Source organism: Shewanella sp. TB7-MNA-CIBAN-0143 (assembly GCF_040310065.1).
GTDB lineage: Bacteria > Pseudomonadota > Gammaproteobacteria > Enterobacterales > Shewanellaceae > Shewanella.
In genome coordinates this window covers 97,662-116,250 of record NZ_JBEOPL010000016.1, presented here as the reverse complement: position 1 = coordinate 116,250, position 18,589 = coordinate 97,662, and the positions used below count along the sequence as shown (strand labels likewise).

Annotated in this window: 15 protein-coding genes; 2 read left to right on the top strand and 13 right to left on the bottom strand. The window is 43.5% G+C overall.

From position 1 onward, the window contains the following. Positions 1–54: 54 nt before the first annotated feature. The 4 genes from acnD to AAEY97_RS14230 form a co-directional block, all read right to left on the bottom strand. A complete protein-coding gene (gene acnD / locus AAEY97_RS14245; RefSeq protein WP_335692121.1) occupies positions 55–2,646 on the bottom strand; it encodes a Fe/S-dependent 2-methylisocitrate dehydratase AcnD in 2,592 nt (863 codons plus the stop codon). An 87-nt stretch (positions 2,647–2,733) separates the two neighbouring features. Next, positions 2,734–3,858, bottom strand: coding sequence for a bifunctional 2-methylcitrate synthase/citrate synthase (gene prpC / locus AAEY97_RS14240; protein ID WP_011637322.1), 1,125 nt, complete (start codon positions 3,856–3,858; stop codon positions 2,734–2,736). Positions 3,859–3,962: 104 nt separating this feature from the next. Then, positions 3,963–4,841: a methylisocitrate lyase gene (prpB, locus tag AAEY97_RS14235; protein WP_350999530.1), complete on the bottom strand. Its 879-nt coding sequence runs from the start codon at positions 4,839–4,841 to the stop codon at positions 3,963–3,965. 56 nt (positions 4,842–4,897) lie between these two features. After that, a complete protein-coding gene (locus AAEY97_RS14230; protein ID WP_392342035.1) occupies positions 4,898–5,542 on the bottom strand; it encodes a GntR family transcriptional regulator in 645 nt (214 codons plus the stop codon). 353 nt (positions 5,543–5,895) lie between these two features. Here AAEY97_RS14230 and AAEY97_RS14225 point away from each other — a divergent pair, with 353 nt between their 5' ends. Continuing rightward, positions 5,896–6,795 carry a LysR family transcriptional regulator gene (locus tag AAEY97_RS14225; RefSeq protein WP_101088422.1) on the top strand — a complete coding sequence of 300 codons (900 nt, stop codon included), beginning with the start codon at positions 5,896–5,898 and terminating at the stop codon, positions 6,793–6,795. A 293-nt stretch (positions 6,796–7,088) separates the two neighbouring features. Here the strand turns inward: AAEY97_RS14225 and AAEY97_RS14220 are convergent, their stop codons facing one another. From AAEY97_RS14220 to AAEY97_RS14190, 7 genes are all read right to left on the bottom strand, one after another. Continuing rightward, the gene (locus tag AAEY97_RS14220; RefSeq protein WP_182745340.1) at positions 7,089–7,652 is read right to left on the bottom strand and encodes a LutC/YkgG family protein; all 564 of its coding nucleotides are present in this window, start codon (positions 7,650–7,652) and stop codon (positions 7,089–7,091) included. Between the two features lies 1 nt (position 7,653). Next, positions 7,654–9,042, bottom strand: a complete 1,389-nt coding sequence (locus AAEY97_RS14215) for a lactate utilization protein B (RefSeq protein ID WP_011637317.1) — start codon at positions 9,040–9,042, stop codon at positions 7,654–7,656. 8 nt (positions 9,043–9,050) lie between these two features. After that, positions 9,051–9,797: a (Fe-S)-binding protein gene (locus AAEY97_RS14210; protein WP_350979259.1), complete on the bottom strand. Its 747-nt coding sequence runs from the start codon at positions 9,795–9,797 to the stop codon at positions 9,051–9,053. 643 nt (positions 9,798–10,440) lie between these two features. Beyond that, positions 10,441–11,259 carry a DUF3307 domain-containing protein gene (locus AAEY97_RS14205; protein ID WP_350979258.1) on the bottom strand — a complete coding sequence of 273 codons (819 nt, stop codon included), beginning with the start codon at positions 11,257–11,259 and terminating at the stop codon, positions 10,441–10,443. Next, complete coding sequence (locus AAEY97_RS14200; RefSeq protein ID WP_350979257.1) at positions 11,252–11,902, bottom strand: hypothetical protein; 651 nt, start codon at positions 11,900–11,902, stop codon at positions 11,252–11,254. The genes AAEY97_RS14205 and AAEY97_RS14200 overlap by 8 nt, the downstream gene beginning before the upstream one ends. Before the next feature lie 261 nt (positions 11,903–12,163). Beyond that, complete coding sequence (locus AAEY97_RS14195; protein WP_350999525.1) at positions 12,164–13,930, bottom strand: protein adenylyltransferase SelO; 1,767 nt, start codon at positions 13,928–13,930, stop codon at positions 12,164–12,166. Between the two features lie 696 nt (positions 13,931–14,626). Next, on the bottom strand, positions 14,627–14,965 hold the full coding sequence (locus AAEY97_RS14190; RefSeq protein WP_350999558.1) for a cytosolic protein: 339 nt from the start codon (positions 14,963–14,965) through the stop codon (positions 14,627–14,629). Positions 14,966–15,347: 382 nt separating this feature from the next. Here AAEY97_RS14190 and AAEY97_RS14185 point away from each other — a divergent pair, with 382 nt between their 5' ends. Further along, positions 15,348–16,283 carry a hypothetical protein gene (locus tag AAEY97_RS14185; protein ID WP_350999522.1) on the top strand — a complete coding sequence of 312 codons (936 nt, stop codon included), beginning with the start codon at positions 15,348–15,350 and terminating at the stop codon, positions 16,281–16,283. A 1,310-nt stretch (positions 16,284–17,593) separates the two neighbouring features. Here the strand turns inward: AAEY97_RS14185 and AAEY97_RS14180 are convergent. Further along, positions 17,594–17,806: a hypothetical protein gene (locus AAEY97_RS14180; protein ID WP_350999519.1), complete on the bottom strand. Its 213-nt coding sequence runs from the start codon at positions 17,804–17,806 to the stop codon at positions 17,594–17,596. A gap of 188 nt (positions 17,807–17,994) precedes the next feature. Beyond that, on the bottom strand, positions 17,995–18,534 hold the full coding sequence (locus AAEY97_RS14175; protein WP_350999516.1) for a response regulator transcription factor: 540 nt from the start codon (positions 18,532–18,534) through the stop codon (positions 17,995–17,997). Between the last annotated feature and the right edge of the window lie 55 nt (positions 18,535–18,589).

Sequence of the window (18,589 nt, the reverse complement as noted above, 5' to 3'; positions counted from 1 at the left end):
CACTAACACTAGGTTATTGCCAAACCAACACTCACTTATTACCCCGAATTATGGTTAATTAGTTTCGTTGGCTAAAAAGTCCTGAGCAAAACGTTGTAATACACCGCCAGCTTCATAAATTGACAACTCTTCGCCAGTGTCAACACGACACTTAACCGGAATGGTCACTTGCTCACCATTTTTACGAGTCATAATCACATTTAACATTGCGCCCGGATTACGATCACCTACAACATCATAGGTTTCCGTGCCATCGATATGATAAGTATGTCGATTATGGCCTGCAGTGAACTCTAGCGGTAGCACACCCATACCGACTAAGTTAGTACGGTGAATACGCTCAAAGCCTTCAGCAACAATCACTTCAACCCCAGCAAGACGCACGCCTTTTGCCGCCCAGTCACGTGACGAACCTTGGCCATAGTCTGCACCAGCAATAATAATCAGTGGTTGCTTACGTTCCATATAGGTTTCAATCGCTTCCCACATGCGAGTGACTTGGCCTTCAGGCTCTATGCGCGCCAATGATCCTTGCTTAACCTTGCCGTTTTCCTGCACCATTTCGTTAAACAGTTTAGGGTTAGCAAAGGTGGCACGCTGCGCAGTTAAGTGATCGCCACGGTGAGTGGCATAAGAGTTAAAGTCTGCTTCTGGTAAGCCCATTTTGTGTAAATATGCACCTGCGGCACTGTCGAGCATAATCGCATTTGATGGCGATAAATGATCGGTGGTGATGTTGTCTCCAAGCACTGCTAATGGACGCATACCTTTCATGGTGCGCTCACTCGCCAAAGCTCCGTCCCAATAAGGTGGTCGGCGAATATAAGTACTTTGCGGACGCCAATCATATTGCGGATTTACATGAGTGCCATACTCGACTTTAATGTCGAACATTGGCTCATAGACTTTACGGAATTGCTCAGGCTTAACGCTTGCTTTAACAACTGCATCGATTTCTTCATCGGTTGGCCAAATATCTTTTAACGTGACAGCTTGACCTTGGTTATCGATACCTAAGATATCTTTTTCAATATCAAAACGAATCGTACCGGCAATGGCATAAGCAATGACCAAAGGTGGTGATGCTAAAAAGGCTTGTTTAGCATAAGGATGAATACGGCCATCAAAGTTACGATTGCCCGACAACACTGCGGTAGCGTATAAGTCGCGATCAATCACTTCTTGTTGAATAACCGGATCAAGCGCGCCGCTCATGCCGTTACACGTCGTACAGGCAAAACCGACAATACCAAAACCTAAGTTTTCAAGCTCAGGCAATAAACCTGCTTCTTCTAAATACAATTGCACCGCTTTAGAACCAGGCGCAAGCGATGATTTCACCCAAGGTTTACGTAATAAACCACGGGCATTGGCATTGCGAGCCAATAGACCTGCGGCAATCATGTTGCGCGGGTTACTGGTGTTAGTACAACTGGTAATAGCGGCAATAATCACTGCACCATCGGGCATTTTACCGGGTTCGTTTTCAACCACACCACTAATGCCACGCGCCGCTAATTCAGATGTCGGCACCCGACTGTGTGGATTAGACGGGCCGGCAATGTTACGGCCAATAGATGACAAGTCAAAGTGCAATACTCGCTCATACACAGCATTAGTTAAGGTATCAGCCCATAAACCCGCTTGTTTGGCATAGGTTTCAACTAGTTTAACTTGTGCATCTTCACGACCGGTTAACGTTAGATAATCGATAGTTTGTTTATCGATATAAAACATCGCCGCGGTGGCGCCGTATTCAGGCGTCATGTTAGTAATAGTAGCGCGATCGCCAAGGGTTAAATGGGTGGTCCCTTCGCCATAAAACTCAAGATACGATGACACAACTTTTTGCGCTCGCAAGTATTCAGTTAACGCCAGAACAATATCGGTAGCAGTAATGCCAGGTTGTGGCTTACCCGTTACTTCAACACCAACAATTTCCGGTAAACGCATATAAGATGCACGGCCGAGCATGACGCTTTCAGCTTCTAAACCGCCCACACCAATGGCTATAACGCCTAACGCATCAACATGAGGTGTATGACTGTCGGTGCCCACTAAGGTGTCAGGAAACGCCACACCATTTTGAGCATGCACCACTGGCGACATACGCTCTAAGTTAATTTGATGCATGATGCCGTTACCCGGTTGGATAACATCAACGTTTTTAAATGCCGTTTTGGTCCAATTGATGAAATGGAAACGGTCTTCATTACGGCGGTCTTCAATGGCGCGGTTTTTCTCAAACGCGTCTTTTTCAAAACCAGCATGCTCTACAGCCAGCGAGTGATCGACAATCAATTGAGTCGGTACTACTGGGTTCACTTTTGAGGGGTCACCGCCTTTTTCAGCAATCGCATCACGCAGACCCGCTAAGTCGACTAATGCGGTTTGGCCTAAAATATCATGACAAACCACACGGGCTGGATACCACGGAAAATCAAGGTCATTTTTACGTTCAATCAGCTGCTTTAACGAATCAGTAAGCATGTCAGGTGAGCAGCGACGGACTAAGTTCTCGGCAAACACACGAGAACAATAAGGTAGTTTGGCATAGGCTCCAGCTTCAATCGCATCTACAGCCTCTTGGGTGTCAAAATAATCTAATTGGGTGCCAGGTAAGGCTTTACGGTATTGAGTATTCATAACTTCATCCACAATAAATATGAAAGGAATAAGCGCTAATCTATATCGAAAAAAGCCGAGCCATTATAATAAGACTCGGCATGCTGATTAACGTTGGCTAATAGGCGCCACTTTACGAGGCTCACTGCCCACATAATCTGCACTTGGACGAATAATGCGGTTGTTCGATCGCTGCTCCATTACATGTGCAGCCCAACCGGTTAAACGTGAACAAACGAAGATCGGCGTAAATAACTTAGTTGGAATACCCATAAAATGATAAGCAGAGGCATGGAAGAAATCTGCATTGCAGAATAACTTTTTGGTGTCCCACATAAACTCTTCACACGCGACAGAAATGTCATATAGCGAGGTGTCACCGTTTTCATGGGCCAGCTTTTCAGACCACTTCTTAATAATCACATTACGTGGATCAGACTCGCTATAAATAGCATGACCAAAGCCCATGATTTTTTCTTTGCGTTCTAACATCAATGCCATTTGTACTTTAGCATCGGCTGGCGAGCTGAACTTTTGGATCATGTCCATCGCCGCTTCATTAGCACCACCGTGCAGCGGGCCACGTAATGAACCAATCGCACCAGTAACACAAGAATACATATCCGATAATGTTGAAGCACATACACGCGCGGTAAAGGTTGATGCGTTGAACTCATGCTCTGCATACAAAATTAACGACACATCCATTACACGGCGATGTTGCGCTGACGGCGTTTCACCGCGAAGCAGTTTAAGAAAATGTCCACCCAGAGAATCTTCATCTGTGGTGCAATCAATTTCCACACCGTCATGAGTGTAACGGTACCAAAAACACATGATGGCCGGAAATGCGGCTAATAAGCGGTTCGACGCTTTGTGTTGCTGAGTAAAATCGACTTCTGGCTCAAGGTTACCTAAAAACGAGCAACCAGTACGCATAACATCCATTGGATGAGCATCAGCAGGAATTAATTTTAATACCGCTTTTAGTGCATCAGGTAAATCACGCTGCGCTTTCAATTCTGCTTTATATGCAGTTAGCTGAGCCTGGTTTGGTAACTCGCCGTTAAATAATAAATAAGCGACTTCTTCAAAGGTAGCGTTATCGGCTAAATCAGAGACATCGTAACCGCAGTACGTTAGGCCTGAACCTGATTTACCGACTGTACATAATTTTGTTTCGCCAGCACTCTGACCGCGTAATCCTGCGCCTGATAATTTCTTGTCTACCATGATATCTTCCTTCTTATGCTTTTCACGATTTAGCCATGCTAAATCGTGATTGTAGGGTATTGTTATTTTAGTTGTAATCGAGTCTTGCTGTCGTACTGAGGCCGCTATTTATTTTTGCCTTCGGCAAACAAACTGTCTAATTTTTGTTCATAATCGTGATAACCCAAATAGTCGTATAAATCCATCCGCGTTTGCATGATATCTACCACTGCTTTTTGGTCGCCATCGGTTAAAATAGCACTGTAAACATTTTCAGCCGCTTTGTTCATTGCACGGAATGCACTCAATGGGTACAACACCATTGCCGCGCCCCACTCGCCTAATTGTTGCTTATTCCATAATTCAGTTTGGCCAAACTCAGTAATGTTAGCCAAAATAGGCACATCTAATGCTTCAGCAAAGGCGCGGTAATGCTCTTCAGTTTTAATTGCTTCAGCAAAAATACCGTCAGCACCCGCTGCCACGTACGCTTTAGCACGCTCGATAGCGGCTTCTAACCCTTCTTGAGCAAACGAGTCTGTGCGCGCCATAATGAAAAAATCTGGGTCGGTACGGGCATCAACCGCCGCTTTAATGCGGTCGACCATTTCTTCTACTGGAACTATTTCTTTATTTGGACGATGACCACAACGCTTTTGCGCCACTTGGTCTTCCATGTGTACCGCTGCTGCGCCAGCCTTTTCCATATCACGAATGGTTTTGGCAATGTTAAATGCCCCGCCCCAACCCGTATCAATGTCCACCAGCAAAGGTAAGTCACAGGCTGAAGTAATTCGTTGCACATCAACCAGTACATCATTGAGTGATGTCATGCCTAAGTCGGGTAAACCATAAGAGGCGTTAGCCACACCGCCACCAGACAAGTAAATGGCTTGATGACCAATTTGCTTTGCCATCATGGCGGCATAAGCATTAATGGTACCGACAATTTGCAGTGGTTTGTTGTTAGCTAATGCTTGACGAAATTTTTTACCTGCGCTCATGATATTTTCCTTATATGCAATTATGACCGTGGGCGTAACACGCCACACGCAAGACATTACGATAATTTGTGTTCGATATTATTTTTAGAATACATAATATGGCGACGCATCAGCATTTCAGCCAATTCTGCATCACGATTTAAAATGGCCTGAACAATGTGTTTGTGTTCATCATAAGCGGTGGTCACACGCGGACCCGCCATGCCAAGTTGTACGCGATACATGCGCACTAAATGATAAATGCCATCAAACAGCATTGAAATTAGGTGTTTGTTTTTACTGCCTAAAATAATCCGATAATGAAAATCAACATCACCGGCTTCTTGATAATAAGACTCGCCCCCTTTGACCTCGTCAAAGTGAGATTGTAATAAACGGTTTAAATCGGCAATTTCGTCATCGGTCATGTTCTTTGCCGCTAAACGTGCCGCCATGCCTTCAAGTGATTCACGCACTTGATACAGCTCTATCAAGCCTTGCGGAGATAACGCCACCACACGAGCGCCTACGTTGGCTTTACGCTCAACAATATGACACGACTCTAAACGGTTAATGGCTTCACGGATCACGGCTCTACTCACTGCATACTTTGTCGACAATTCAGTTTCGCTCAATTTAGAGCCGGCCTGAATACGACCTTCGACTATATCGTCTCTAAGGGCTACAAAGGTCTTATCTGCAGAAGTAATCGGCTGGATCATATTCATACCTTGGATAATAAAAACTGACATTAAAAAACAGCTACACAAAACAAGTTGTCGACAATATAGCACCTTTAAATCGTATAACAACCCCAAAAGGCACTTTTTGTCGACAATTAATCCAATTCATCATAAAGCGTTAGCGATTACCAATTTATGACACCACTCAATAAACCTTAAGTCAGCCCATGCTAATATTAGCCACCACGGTATAACTCATCACGCCTTTGTGGTTCGATGATTACTCAGCTATCTGTACACACTATGTTGGGTTACACTCCTCTTTATAAAGTGATTGAGACATCGATTAATCCAACAATAAATAGAGCAATAAATACAATAAGGGTCTCTTGATGAGCCAACATTTAGCCTGCCAACTTGAATTGATCCATTTGTTTGTCCATGTCGTTAATGCCGGTGGTTTTTCATCTGCAGCACAAGAGTTAAAGTTGCCCATTGCCACTGTTAGCCGCAAAATTAGCAAATTAGAACAAAGCCTCAATACTCAGTTGATAATGCGCAGCACCCGTAAACTTCGATTAACTGAAGAAGGTGGGGCATTATTTGACCGTTACTATAATGTGGTGGCGCAATTTGATCGTATTTGTGGTCAAACTATTAATGAGCCGCAAAGTACCTTACGGATATCGACACCCGTTTCGATAACCTCGATGATATTAATTGAGGCCATCAATGACTTTTCCAAACAACATCCGCACATTCAACTGCACATCACCCAAAATAACAGCACCATTGATTTGATAGATGAAGGAGTCGACGTTGCCATTGTCGGTGGCGCACAACCAGACTCATCTTGGGTATCAACATCGTTGGGAGTATTAAATTACGGCCTGTATGCATCACCTGAGTATGCCAAGCAACTCATTGAACTTCGCCACCCGCAGCAGCTAGTTGATTATCAGTTAATTAAAGTGTGGCCGCTGTTTAACTGGACCTTAAAACATCACAGTGGTGAACAATATTATTACGATGGACCCGCTAAATTAACCCTAGGGGATTTACACGGCGCAATACGCGCAACTGTTGGTGATGGCGGGATTTTATATGGACCAGAATTATTTGTTAAACCACAACTATTGAATCAAGAGCTAGTACCTGTGTTACCTGATTGGGCTGGTGAGCATCGGCGGATCAGTATTTTGTATCATCAACGTCGCCAGCAACCCTTAAAAGTGAAATTGTTTATTGAGTTTATTCAGCAACGTGCTGCCACTATCTTCGACTTGTTCTAACTCGATTCGATTTTCGATGTTTAGATGCTTAGATGTTTAGATGCTTAGATGCTTAGATGCTTAGATGCTTAGAGTTTGAAGTGAAAGTTAAATCTACATTCGAATCTACATTCGAAGTTGAATTTTAATTGGAATTTTAGTTTGAATTTGAATTTGAAACTGAACGTTCTGATTAATAGCAGATTACTCTAACCTAAGTGGTGCGATTAATATTGCTATAGTTTAGCGTGATGCCATCGACTGACACACTCAATCAATGACAACACAAGCAACTAACCGCTAGTCACTAACCATTAGTATAAGTACACATTTAAACTACAGGCACCATGAGCCCCCACCACTAATGCTTGCTCAATATCAGCGGTTTTAGACGGACCCGCAATAAATAATCCTAATTCGCCTGGTTGTAGTGCCACTTGTTTAACCGCTTGGTGCATGTTGGCGACAATATTGTCTTTAGCCAACGCCAATATCAGGTTTTCACAAATAAAAGGCGTCACTCGATGACTGGGTTGATTAACCCAAATAGCGCCGTTTTCGGCTACACCAAGATCGCCAGGGATCACGGCATAGTCAATATCAGCCAGATCGTGAGCGGTCTCAGGCACTTGGCGATTACCTTTAATACCGTCCAATAACGAGATTACCTGCATATTTTGTTGGATCAATTCATCTACTGCCTGTTGTAACGCTGCTAAACCGCCTTCACTATGCAGCGTGCCCGCTACTGTGTTCAAACTTGCATTAAATTGGCCAACAAGATCATCATTGTTAGCAATAACATCCATGGCTGGCATGGCATGTTGAGCCAAAGCCGATTGCTTTAGTGCAGATAAAATAGTGTGTTTATTCGACATATTAACGACTCCGATTCTTATTATACCAGCTGGCAAAGCTAGACTCTGGTGCGACAGGCAACTCGCGATATTTACCCCATGCACCACTAAACGGCTTGAGTAAACTCCCCGGTAATACTCGCAGTGCTAATCTTGCTGCAGACATAGAGGTATTCATTAAGGTTTCATTGGCCATAAAACGGCCTACTAGCGGCATATAGCCACCTTTGCCATACGGCAACCTCTTAGCTTCTGCTTTCAAACGACGATGATGGGCAATAATTTTATCCAACGGCACCATCGTTGGGCACACATAAGTACAACTGCCACATAACGTACAGGCCCAAGGAATAGAGTTGGTATCGTCATGCTTAGCACCTACCGCAATACCAATAGGACCAGGAATCGTGTAGTTGTAGCTATAACCGCCTGAACGGCGATACACAGGACAGGTATTTAAACAGCCGCCGCAACGAATACACTTTAATGATTCAGCTAAAATTTTGTCTTTCATCATCTCAGTGCGACCATTATCAACAATGATCACATGCATCTCGCCGCCCTCTTGTGGACCGCGGTAAAACGATGAATAAGTGGTGATAGGTTGCCCAGTGGCATTGCGGGCTAATGTACGCAACAACACCCCAACAGAATCCATATCAGGGACCACTTTATCGATGCCCATTGAGTGCAATTGCAACTTAGGCAAGTTAGCGCCCATGTCTGCATTACCTTCGTTGGTACACACAACAATTGCACCTTGGTCTGCTATCGCCATATTGACACCGGTCATGGCAGCATCGGCAGTAAGGAATTTCTCTCTTAAATGCGCGCGAGCAGCACGGGTTAAATACAGCGGATCAGACTCACCCGCTTTAGTGCCTAACTGTTGATGAAATAACTCGCCTACTTCCTCTTTTTTCATGTGTATAGCGGGCACCACAATATGCGATGGTGGCATATTGGCGAGCTGAATAATTCGTTCACCTAAATCGGTATCAACCACTTCAATGCCGTGGCGTTCTAAATACGGATTCATGTGGCATTCTTCGGTTAACATCGATTTTGATTTAACCAGTTTTTTAACCTTATGTTTCGCTAAAATCCCATGAACAATTTCATTGTGTTGCTGGGCATCGCTAGCCCAATGCACCTTAATGCCATTACTCAAGCATTGTTGTTCAAATTGCTCAAGGTACTGGGCTAAATGGCTCAAAGTATGCAGTTTGAGTTGCGAGCCAAGCAGCCTTAGTTGTTCCCATTCAGGCAAACTGCCTGCAGCGCGATCACGTTTTTCACGTAATGCCCACAGGGCTTTAGAATGCCAATCAACTCGGGTTTCATCGCGACAAAAAATATCAGCTTTATGGGCATGCACCTTAGAACCCGATGCGGTATATAGTTCGGTCATAGTGGCTCCTATAAAGCATCATTAATGATTTGGGCAATGTGACGGGTTTCAATCGGTAATTTTTGACGACGGATCATGCCATCTAAATGCAGCAAGCATGAAGGGTCAAACCCCACGACATACTTAGCACCCGTTGCCGCATGAGCTTGGGCTTTATCTTTACCCATTTTGGCCGACACCGCGCCTTCATCAACCGCAAACGTGCCGCCAAAACCACAACATTCATCAATACGAGCAGGATAGACAATCTCGAGCCCGGCAATGTTACCCAATACCGCTTCCACTTTATTAAAGCGTTGTTTACCCATTTGCTCTGTCGGCGTCGCTAAATTAAGCATACGAATACCATGACAGCTCATTTGCATGCTTATTTTGGCCGCTACAGGGCGGGCAAAAGCTTTAATCGGGGCAATATCGTGCAAAAACTCCGTTAACTCATAAAGCTTACCGATGACCTCTTGGGCTTCTTGGCTGCCATCAAACTCATGGAAGTTTTCTTTAGCCGCCACCAGACAACTGGCAGCAGGACACACAATGGCATCACAATCGACACCTTTAAAAGCGTTGAGTAATTTAAGGGTGGTGTTTTTTGCTTCATCAAAGCAACCCGAGTTTGTCATCGGCTGACCACAACAGGTTTGCCCAGCAGGAAATATGACTTCATGGCCTAACTTTTCTAATAATGTCAGTGTTGCAATGGCCACATCTGGCATCATTTGATTCACTAGACACGGTATAAATAGTGCTATTTTCATAAATTGGTATTATCCCCAGGCGCGTTATTACACATCGTCTGAGTGAGTTTAAAATCAACTCAGCAATGGCTAACGACTCATTATCGAGCCATCAATGTATGCTTATACCCTTATAAAATGTAGTGCTAATTAAGCAAATATCGCGGCAGACTTTTTCACTTTTGATCTGAATACGCTTTCATCAGCACCAAAAACTCACATCAATAACAACAAAAGCCGCTGCCCACAAATGAATCAGCAATGAATAAGTGCAACACCATGGTATACATCGATAAATGCTAACCAGTAGTTAACAATCTTTATAAATTCAAGTCAGTAGCCTGCGACATTGTGTCGCAGTTTGGTGTTTTTATATTGTCAGAATGGTTGAGGTTAAGCACAATCATGTGATAGGTAACGTCGGAAACATCCCCCCGTTTTAATAACTTATATCTAACTGACGTTATCGATTTTTGGTACACACTTTGGCGTTGTTTGGTTGATGGCTTTGAGTCGCAATCAAATGTCTACTCAATGCTTGGTGACTTTACTCAGCCTCTATCTGCTATGGGAATGGGGATAAAGGCTGATTAAAGGTATCAGTTTAAATCTGAATAAGATTATTGGGCCTCTATTGATATAGAGGCCTTTTTTTATGGTTTTTTCACTTAAATTTTATACCTACACCCAATGAGACTAGCGCCCCAATTAAGGTTGTGATGACCACAGAGATCAGTGAGCCAATCAGTACATATTCAGTCATGCTTCGGTTGGCTGATTGATTTAACTCACCAAATCTGAATATCGACTTAGCGGCTAATACAAAACCCACTGCGGCATAGCTGCCCACCAACATAAACGTCAGTATTAATAATCGCTCTAGGTAACCAATCAACTCGCCACCCGCAACAAGGCCGCTCACATTTGCTGTCTTATCACTAACAAGTTCTGCAACACCATCGGTGTCGGTAACGGCGTCTGTGTCAGTATCCATTGCTGAGTTAACGATGGGATACTTATTCAACACAGCGCCAATCACAATTGAAGTTGGCTTTAGAATGAGTACATAAGCAAACACCACCAACACGCCATCAGAGAAACGTTCATGCTGTAACACTGCATCAATCGATGCGCCATCTGCAACATGAAAAGCAATCGCAGCCAGTACTGAAACATGCAAAGCCTGATCAATAACAAAGTAGGCTAACTTATCTCCCTTTGGTGTAGTGACCTTCCATAAATCGATAATAAAATGACTTACCGCGACAATAACGATTAAGCAAACCGTTGAACGCCAATCAATTCCTAGTGCCATTGCAGGCAGTAATAATGCAACACCCTGTAAAGTCGCGTGAAGGTACAACTCAGGTGAACGGTAAGTGCGAGCTTTTTTAGCTTCTACCCACCGATCGGTCTGAAGATAAAAGTCACAGATGGTGTGAATTAGTAAAAATGGAATGAGCACGCTGAAAAAATCAAACATACTTGAGCCCCGCGACTTTCTTTATAAACCGACAATTTAACTCATGGATCAACGGCCAACCAGACGCTTTAAGTGACTTGCTGACAGTGGCTGTAGCCACATCGAGCATGTTAGCTAACTCACTAATCGACAAATCCTCATTGGTTCGAAGCATTGGCAACATCACTTCACATTGGCGCGCAGTTAAGTCGTTAAGTTGCTTATCAAGATACTTAAACAGTAAGTCAAAATACTCAGTAAGAGCGATGCTATCGGAGCTAAACAATAATCGGTCATTCTTAAGGCCACTGAGTCCGCGGCCAGACAGCACAAATGCTTGCCCCATCGACTCCGACACCGACTCACGTAAATCAGCATTTGCAGCAATTGCAAAACTAATCCGGCTATCAAACTCTTTACCAAGCGCCTTAATGCCAATCCGGTATATAACGGTATATCTCAACGCATTTTCAATATCATGCACGACAGACTGAAACTCATCACCGCGCTCAATACTGTGCGCATTTTCGCTATGCCCCTCGCTAATCCATGTCTGGATAGATTTGATCCGTTTAAGTAGTTGCTCAAACTGCGCAGAAGTTAGCTTTGTTGAGTCAACAACATCGCCAACAATCACGGCTATAGGTTTATTGGTAGGCTCCACATAACGCTCCTTTGTTTGCAGACTTAGACCAATTTAGCCAAAAATGGCTAATAATGCAAGTTTAGCCATTTTTGGCTAATAACGACTAAGAGCATTGATAGCACACAGGCTGATTTAGCCGTTTATGGCTAAAAATAAACATTTAGCCACTTTAGGCTAATGATAATATACCAGCTTAATCGTCAGATACGTTGAGAAAACCATCCTGACGCAGGTGACATAAAGCATGACACCAATCAAAGCTGATAGATTATCTCACCATTACGACGAGCAGCTTAAATGCGAACATCCACCTACCCCAAAGAACTCTGATGCCTTGAGTCGATAGTATTTGTCTTCAACTTCTTGAGACTGCTCTGCGTATGGCTGAGTCATCACCTTCTGCAATTCTCGAACGAGTGCATAATTGCCAACGCTAGCTTGCTGATAAGCAGGTACTAACAACCACTCTCGCAAAGTAAATTTAGGGTTAACGCGTTGCATCTGCGCAATAATATCATCACGGCTACGTGGTTGTGCGTCTGCATCTGCATCTGCATCTGCAATAAGCATATTGCTATTGTCTTCGGTACCAAGCAATGATTGCCATTGTGTCAGCCAAGCAGACCAGCGTTGCTCCAATCCTTGTGGCCCTTGCGATAAATCTCGATAGAAACTGTTAGTCAGTGGACCAATATCATCAGGCAACGACGAAAGCTCACGGAAGAATATTGTGTAATCCACTGGGGTTTGCAGCATCAGCGTTTCAAGCTCATTAAATAACGCCGCATCAAAAGTGTTAAGCCCAAGCTTAGCCGTCCACATCTGCTCCATCTTTGTTTGCATCTCGGTGGCAAAACCATCGACCAACTGCTGGAGCTGTTCTAGATAATCTGGTGTAGACATCAATAATGGGCTTAATGCGGTGCAAAACATCAAGAAATTACGTTCTGCTGCCACGCCTTGATTCAAAAATGCAAAATGTTGCCCGCCACCCGTCCATGGTTGATATTGTGGATTGAACACATCGCAAAATCCAAACGGACCGTAATCGAGCGTAAAGCCACCAGCGGCACAGTTATCGCTATTAAAGTTACCCTGACAATAACCAATACGGATCCAGTTCGCTATCAGTGACGTCAAACGGCTACGGAACTCACGCGCCAGTAAAAGCACTTTCTCTTCGTTAGTGAGTTTTTGGTCGATAACATCAGCGTATTCACGATCAATTACATGCAACATCAGTTGTTCAAGCTCTGCCATCGCTTGCGGGTGTTCCTGCGTGCGGGCACGGCGACCAAATAGCTCAAGTTGGCCAACCCGAATAAACGAAGGTGCCACACGTGTCGAGATAGCAACCGCCTCACTAATCATTTGGTCAGGATCTTGTGCGTTAGAGCCCTCAGAATACCAAGGCCGCTGCACCGTCTCGGTTTTAGACACATACAAACTCAGCGATCGCGATGTTGGTACGCCAAGCGCGTGCATGTGTTCTTGCGCGAGAAACTCACGCACACTGGATCGCAGCACAGCGCGACCATCCGCACCGCGGCAATATGGCGTGCGACCACCGCCTTTAAGCTGCATTTCCCAGCGTTTATCGTTAATCACAGCCTCAACCACAGAAACGGCTCGACCATCGCCGTAGCCATTACCCGTTCTAAAAGGACATTGTTGGATGTATTCGGTACCAAAAATGGACAATGCATATCCACACGCCCACCCAACCTTACTCATGGGTACAGGAACGTTCGAAAGATCGCCGGAGAATAAGCTCATAAAATCGGCAGACTGCGCCATGCTGTCAGCAAAACCCAATTCAGCAAACAAGCTGCTGCTGTGTGCTACATATTCTGGATTTTCAATCGGTGTTGGTTTAACAGGCACATAGTGGCCCGAAAATACTTGTCGCGGCGCGTGGTCGTCACCATTAGCTGTCGCGTCAGGATCGCTGTTGAGCGTGTCCATCAATGAGTAGTTGACCAATTTAGCGAGATCGTCGACTGTCTCGACAGTAAGGGGAGTTTGCTGGGACAGTTGATTAGTCATAGGGATACCTTGTTGTTTGAGTCGAAGGGTTGTTCACAACTTGATGGTTCATCGTGTCGACGATGATTCGATTTGTTCGATTTCTGGAAGCGGATCTTGTCAGCATATGTCGAAGGCCTGCGCGGTATAATTAGAAAGAGCCTGAGAGAAATGGATGGAACCGACACCCATGGTAACGACTCGTTATACTAATGGAAAGCTTAGCTTGCTGCATCTGCAAAATTGATATCATGTCATAGGGTATCTATTCTGACTTATGGCCTGCGGCCACTAACGTCGTGGCGCTTCACCCACACCAGATTTATCAAACTTCGTTTGAATTAGATCGCAAGGTTCCACCCTGCACGGGCCAAAAGGGGATCAACAGCAATCCCCTCTTGGATCACCCTTGCCGTTCCGGCAACATTTTCGCTATTTACAAAACAATAGCGGCGAAAAAATTGCGACGGAAAGTAATCCAGCTTTTAACTTCATTTGAATCCTGCCTCGGACTTATTCGAAAATGCTAACGCTTACGATGGTACATCCTGTACCGCGAAAGCTAAGCTCACATCCATGTGAACTTCACGCTATTTTCTTCAACGTCCTCAAGTTCAGAGTTGAATCACACTAATTGCGAGCAAGGTATGCAAATCATTTATGCCCCATTCCTTGCTAGGGATGCCAATTCGCCAATTTCAACTTACTGAATAATTTTCAGTCTATTCGGGTAATAAAGGTTTGCTCGTCATCCACAAAAGCTACAAAGCCGCCGTGATAGATAAATACCCGACCATGCCCCTCAACTAAGCAGGCAAGCTGTGGGTCCAAATCTTCTTCGTTACCCTGTCTTTGATATGTACCGATATCGGTGATTACGCCGCTGAGAGTAGGCAAATATCTATAAGTTCGCTTTGCTTGATCAACCAGTTTCAATTCGCTGGCGGTAGAGAAGCAAGAGGGTATCGTACCGGCTTCTTCAATAAACATAGTTTTCAGTTCTTCAAAAGCTGTGATAACTAGCCAGTCGATGCCGTTAACATGATGGATAAACATTGAATTTCTCGGTAATTCTGATGCGGAGATTTTAACATGACCAGGGGCAGAACGTAGTCGAGATTTAGTAATTCTGTGCAATTTACGGTCATTCACTAGGCCACCTTGAAACATGTCTTTGCCCCATTGTATTTCAGTGTCATGACGCTGTAGTGGAAGTGGACTTCAAATTTTAATACTTTTCTTTATGCCAGTCCTAGATCCTCTGAGTAACCAATAAACTTGGAATGGTAATAGTGTTGGTTAACTGTCGTTTATGTGTGCGTCAGCTACATCAATGGTAATAAGCTATTGATTAAAAAAGGAGGGGGCGGTACTTTATTTCCCTTGAAAAAGCTGGAACAGTTCAATTATCTTCAGTAGATAACTTATGGAAAGAGTAATGATTAAATTAAAAACCACTGAATTTAATGGCATGACGCCTTCCATTGAATACTTTGAGCTCAATAATGATATGTACAATGAGATTTTAGCTACTAGGAATCTTATTATGCGTGTCTATAACCTAGAGTCTTCTTTTGATAATTTGATTGAGGCGTACAAAGACTTTAAAGTTGCAATTCACCGAGAGAACGTCAACCGCCTTACGATGGGAAGCAAGCTCGATTACGTGTTTAACCATGAGTCTCGCGCCAGGCTAAATAGATGCCTTAACAGTGTACTGAACCAAAGTAAATTCTACATGGATTCGCATATTTATAAAGGTCAACAAAAGTCATTTCTTTTAAATGTGACCGGTGAGCCTGAATTGCATAAATTAATCGTAGAGGAGTATGTTGCTGAACATCATGCCAACGGACTCTACTTCTTAGGTTCAGTGCTGCGAAACATTGCCCAACACAGATCTTCGTTAGTAGACAACCTATCCGTAGGTTTTGATGGAGGTTTAGCTGACAAGACAATTGTTGCTCGCTTCACTTTACCATTATCTAAACAGAGCATTCTTGATGACCCGAAGATTAAAAATTCTAACAAGCGTGCTATCAGTGAATCCAATTTTGTCCTTGATGTTAATGTGATTCTAGATGGCTTCGTTCATTCAATATCAAAATTTCAAACACGAAACCGAGAATTGTCAAAGAAAGCCTTTGACTCAGCATGGAACTACTGGGAGAGACTTACTAGTGAATTGCAAAAAAAGCATAGTACCACTGCCAATTCGTTCGAAATAGTGGAGTTTGATGAAGGGGGAAATGAACAACAACACTTCAACACTTGCACTGATTGGATGCAGGTTGTTCCTCACCTTAGAAACAAGAACTATGGACTGATAGATCCATCCAAAGTCGAGTTGTCTAATAAGCCACGGAATAGCTAGAAGAGCTATTGTGCAACTTACCTAGCAAACAACTACGGGATTAAGTTTGTGATGCTGCTGTTAATGTTACTGCTCTCGAATTATGCACAGATTCTAACCCACTTTTGCCCCGTTATGAGTTAATCACGATTTCTGACTTGCATCATTTATCTAATGATAGAAACCAAATATCGACTTCGAAATCTATAAAGCAGTGACCAAAATAGATGTGCCACTACACAGATATAAACCTTAGAGGTAATTAAAAATGTATAATTTTCGTAGTTATATTGTTGGCGGTTATGCATATTATAGAAGTAAAAGTTTTGGCCATTCTGGGGCAGTGTCTATGGTATTGCTTTCATCATTAGGTTTTGTTTTTCTCATCTTGCATGGGGTGTTAAATGCAAATGATGTTAGTATTTTTTCAGATGTTAGCGTGAGCGGGTATTTTTTTATATTTTTAATATGTGCTTTATGGCTATACATTTATTCACTTCTTTGTAAAAGGTTAAAAATATATGAACTTGATTTTGAAACCAGTATAGACCCTAGAAAAATTAGGTTGCATAGCTATGTAACATATTTTTTTATTACGATATTCATTGTTGTTCGAGTTTTTATTTGAACATTTAAACGAGACACCCATTGTTTCGGGCCTAGGCCCCAGCGCGTTATAGTTTGGCTGCTCGGGTTGTTTCTCTACTGCTTGTTCGACTTGTTCATCGAGATGGTATTTTGTGGTCCATTCTCAGCGGAAGCCTGGTCCAAGCAATTCTGAGTACTGGTCCATGAGTTGCGAAGCAGTGGTCCATTGTGGGCGGAATATGCAATTAAGAGTGGCTTCTGACGTCTGGTTTTCTTGTCCTCCCGTTGGGCTGTCTGTTTAAGGCGTTGTGCCATACAAAAAGTAATTCAATAATAACTAAATTAGCAGCGCCACTGGCTCGTTTCTGTCCAAAAATAAGCTAGATAACTTCTAAAGTAGTGCCCAACTTTCGTTAGCCAATACAGTTTCTTCTTGGTCTGGTATGGACTAAGCGCCACAACGGTCATGGCTATGTGCAAGACCTAATAGGTTTAAAGATTTAGTGGGGTCAGGGTAAACTTTTATAAAAAGTAAATTGAAACATTGGCTTTTCTAAAACGTTACTGTCCATAAATGAGTCAGAATCCATGATTGGGAATGGTTAAATTCAACTCTGAACTTGAGACCGTTGAAGAAAATAGCGTGAGCCTGACAGGACGTCAGGCTAGCTTTCGCGGTACAGGATGTACTATCGAAAGCGTTAGCATTTTCGAGTAAGGCCGAGGCCGATTACAAACGAGATTCAAAGCTGGATAAATCCCCATGGCGACTTTTCGCAGCTCTTATTTTGTAAATAGCGAAAATGTTGCGGGGCGGCTGGGAGTTCCAAGAGGGAACAGCCGTTGGTTTCCTCTTGGTCTGGTGTGGGTGAAGCGCCACGACGTTGGTGGCCGCAGGCCAATAAGCAATAAGCAATAAGCAATAAGCAATAATCTAAAAATAAACCTAAATTCATGCTCAATACCATTACCGAAATAACGCTATAATCGACCGATTTATGGTGGAGTTTATCGATGAGAATTCAAACGAAGTTTTAAAACTCTGGTGTGGGTAAAGCGCCACGACATTGGTGGCCGCAGGCCATGAAGCAATATCTAAAAACACCCTTTGTCCAAAGTAGGACAAACACCCAACTCCCCTATTCTACCGATTATCTGCCGTTGGCTTTTTCAGCAATTTGCGCTGCAAAGTTCTGCGGTGCATCCCCAGTTGGCGGGCAGTTTCTGATACGTTACCATTGTTGGTGGCGAGGACTTGTTGAATGTGTTCCCATTCGACCCGTTTGGGGTTAAGTGGTAGTTCTTCAATATCACCATAAGTCGTTGTAGTGTCTGGTGTGACTAATAATGCATTTAATAAGGTTTGGGTGTCGACGGGTTTGGCGAGGTAATTGTCTGCACCGAGGCGGATGGCTTCTACTGCAGTGGCGATGCTGGCAAAGCCAGTGAGCAATACCATGTGGACGTTGGGTAATAATTGTCTTAATGGTTTAATTAACGACAAACCATTATGTTCAGCCAATTTCATGTCTAACACGATATGCGTTGGCACAAATTGCCTTGCCATTAATAAACTGTCGCTGGCGTGATGGCAGGTTTTACACTCAAAGCCATGCTTACCGAGGCGGCGGGCTAAAATGGCGGCTAGGGCTAAATCGTCTTCTATAATCAATAGCTTGTTCATGATGTTCTCAATTCAGCTTGTATTTATTTCAACGTCTATTTACTTCGATTCGCTT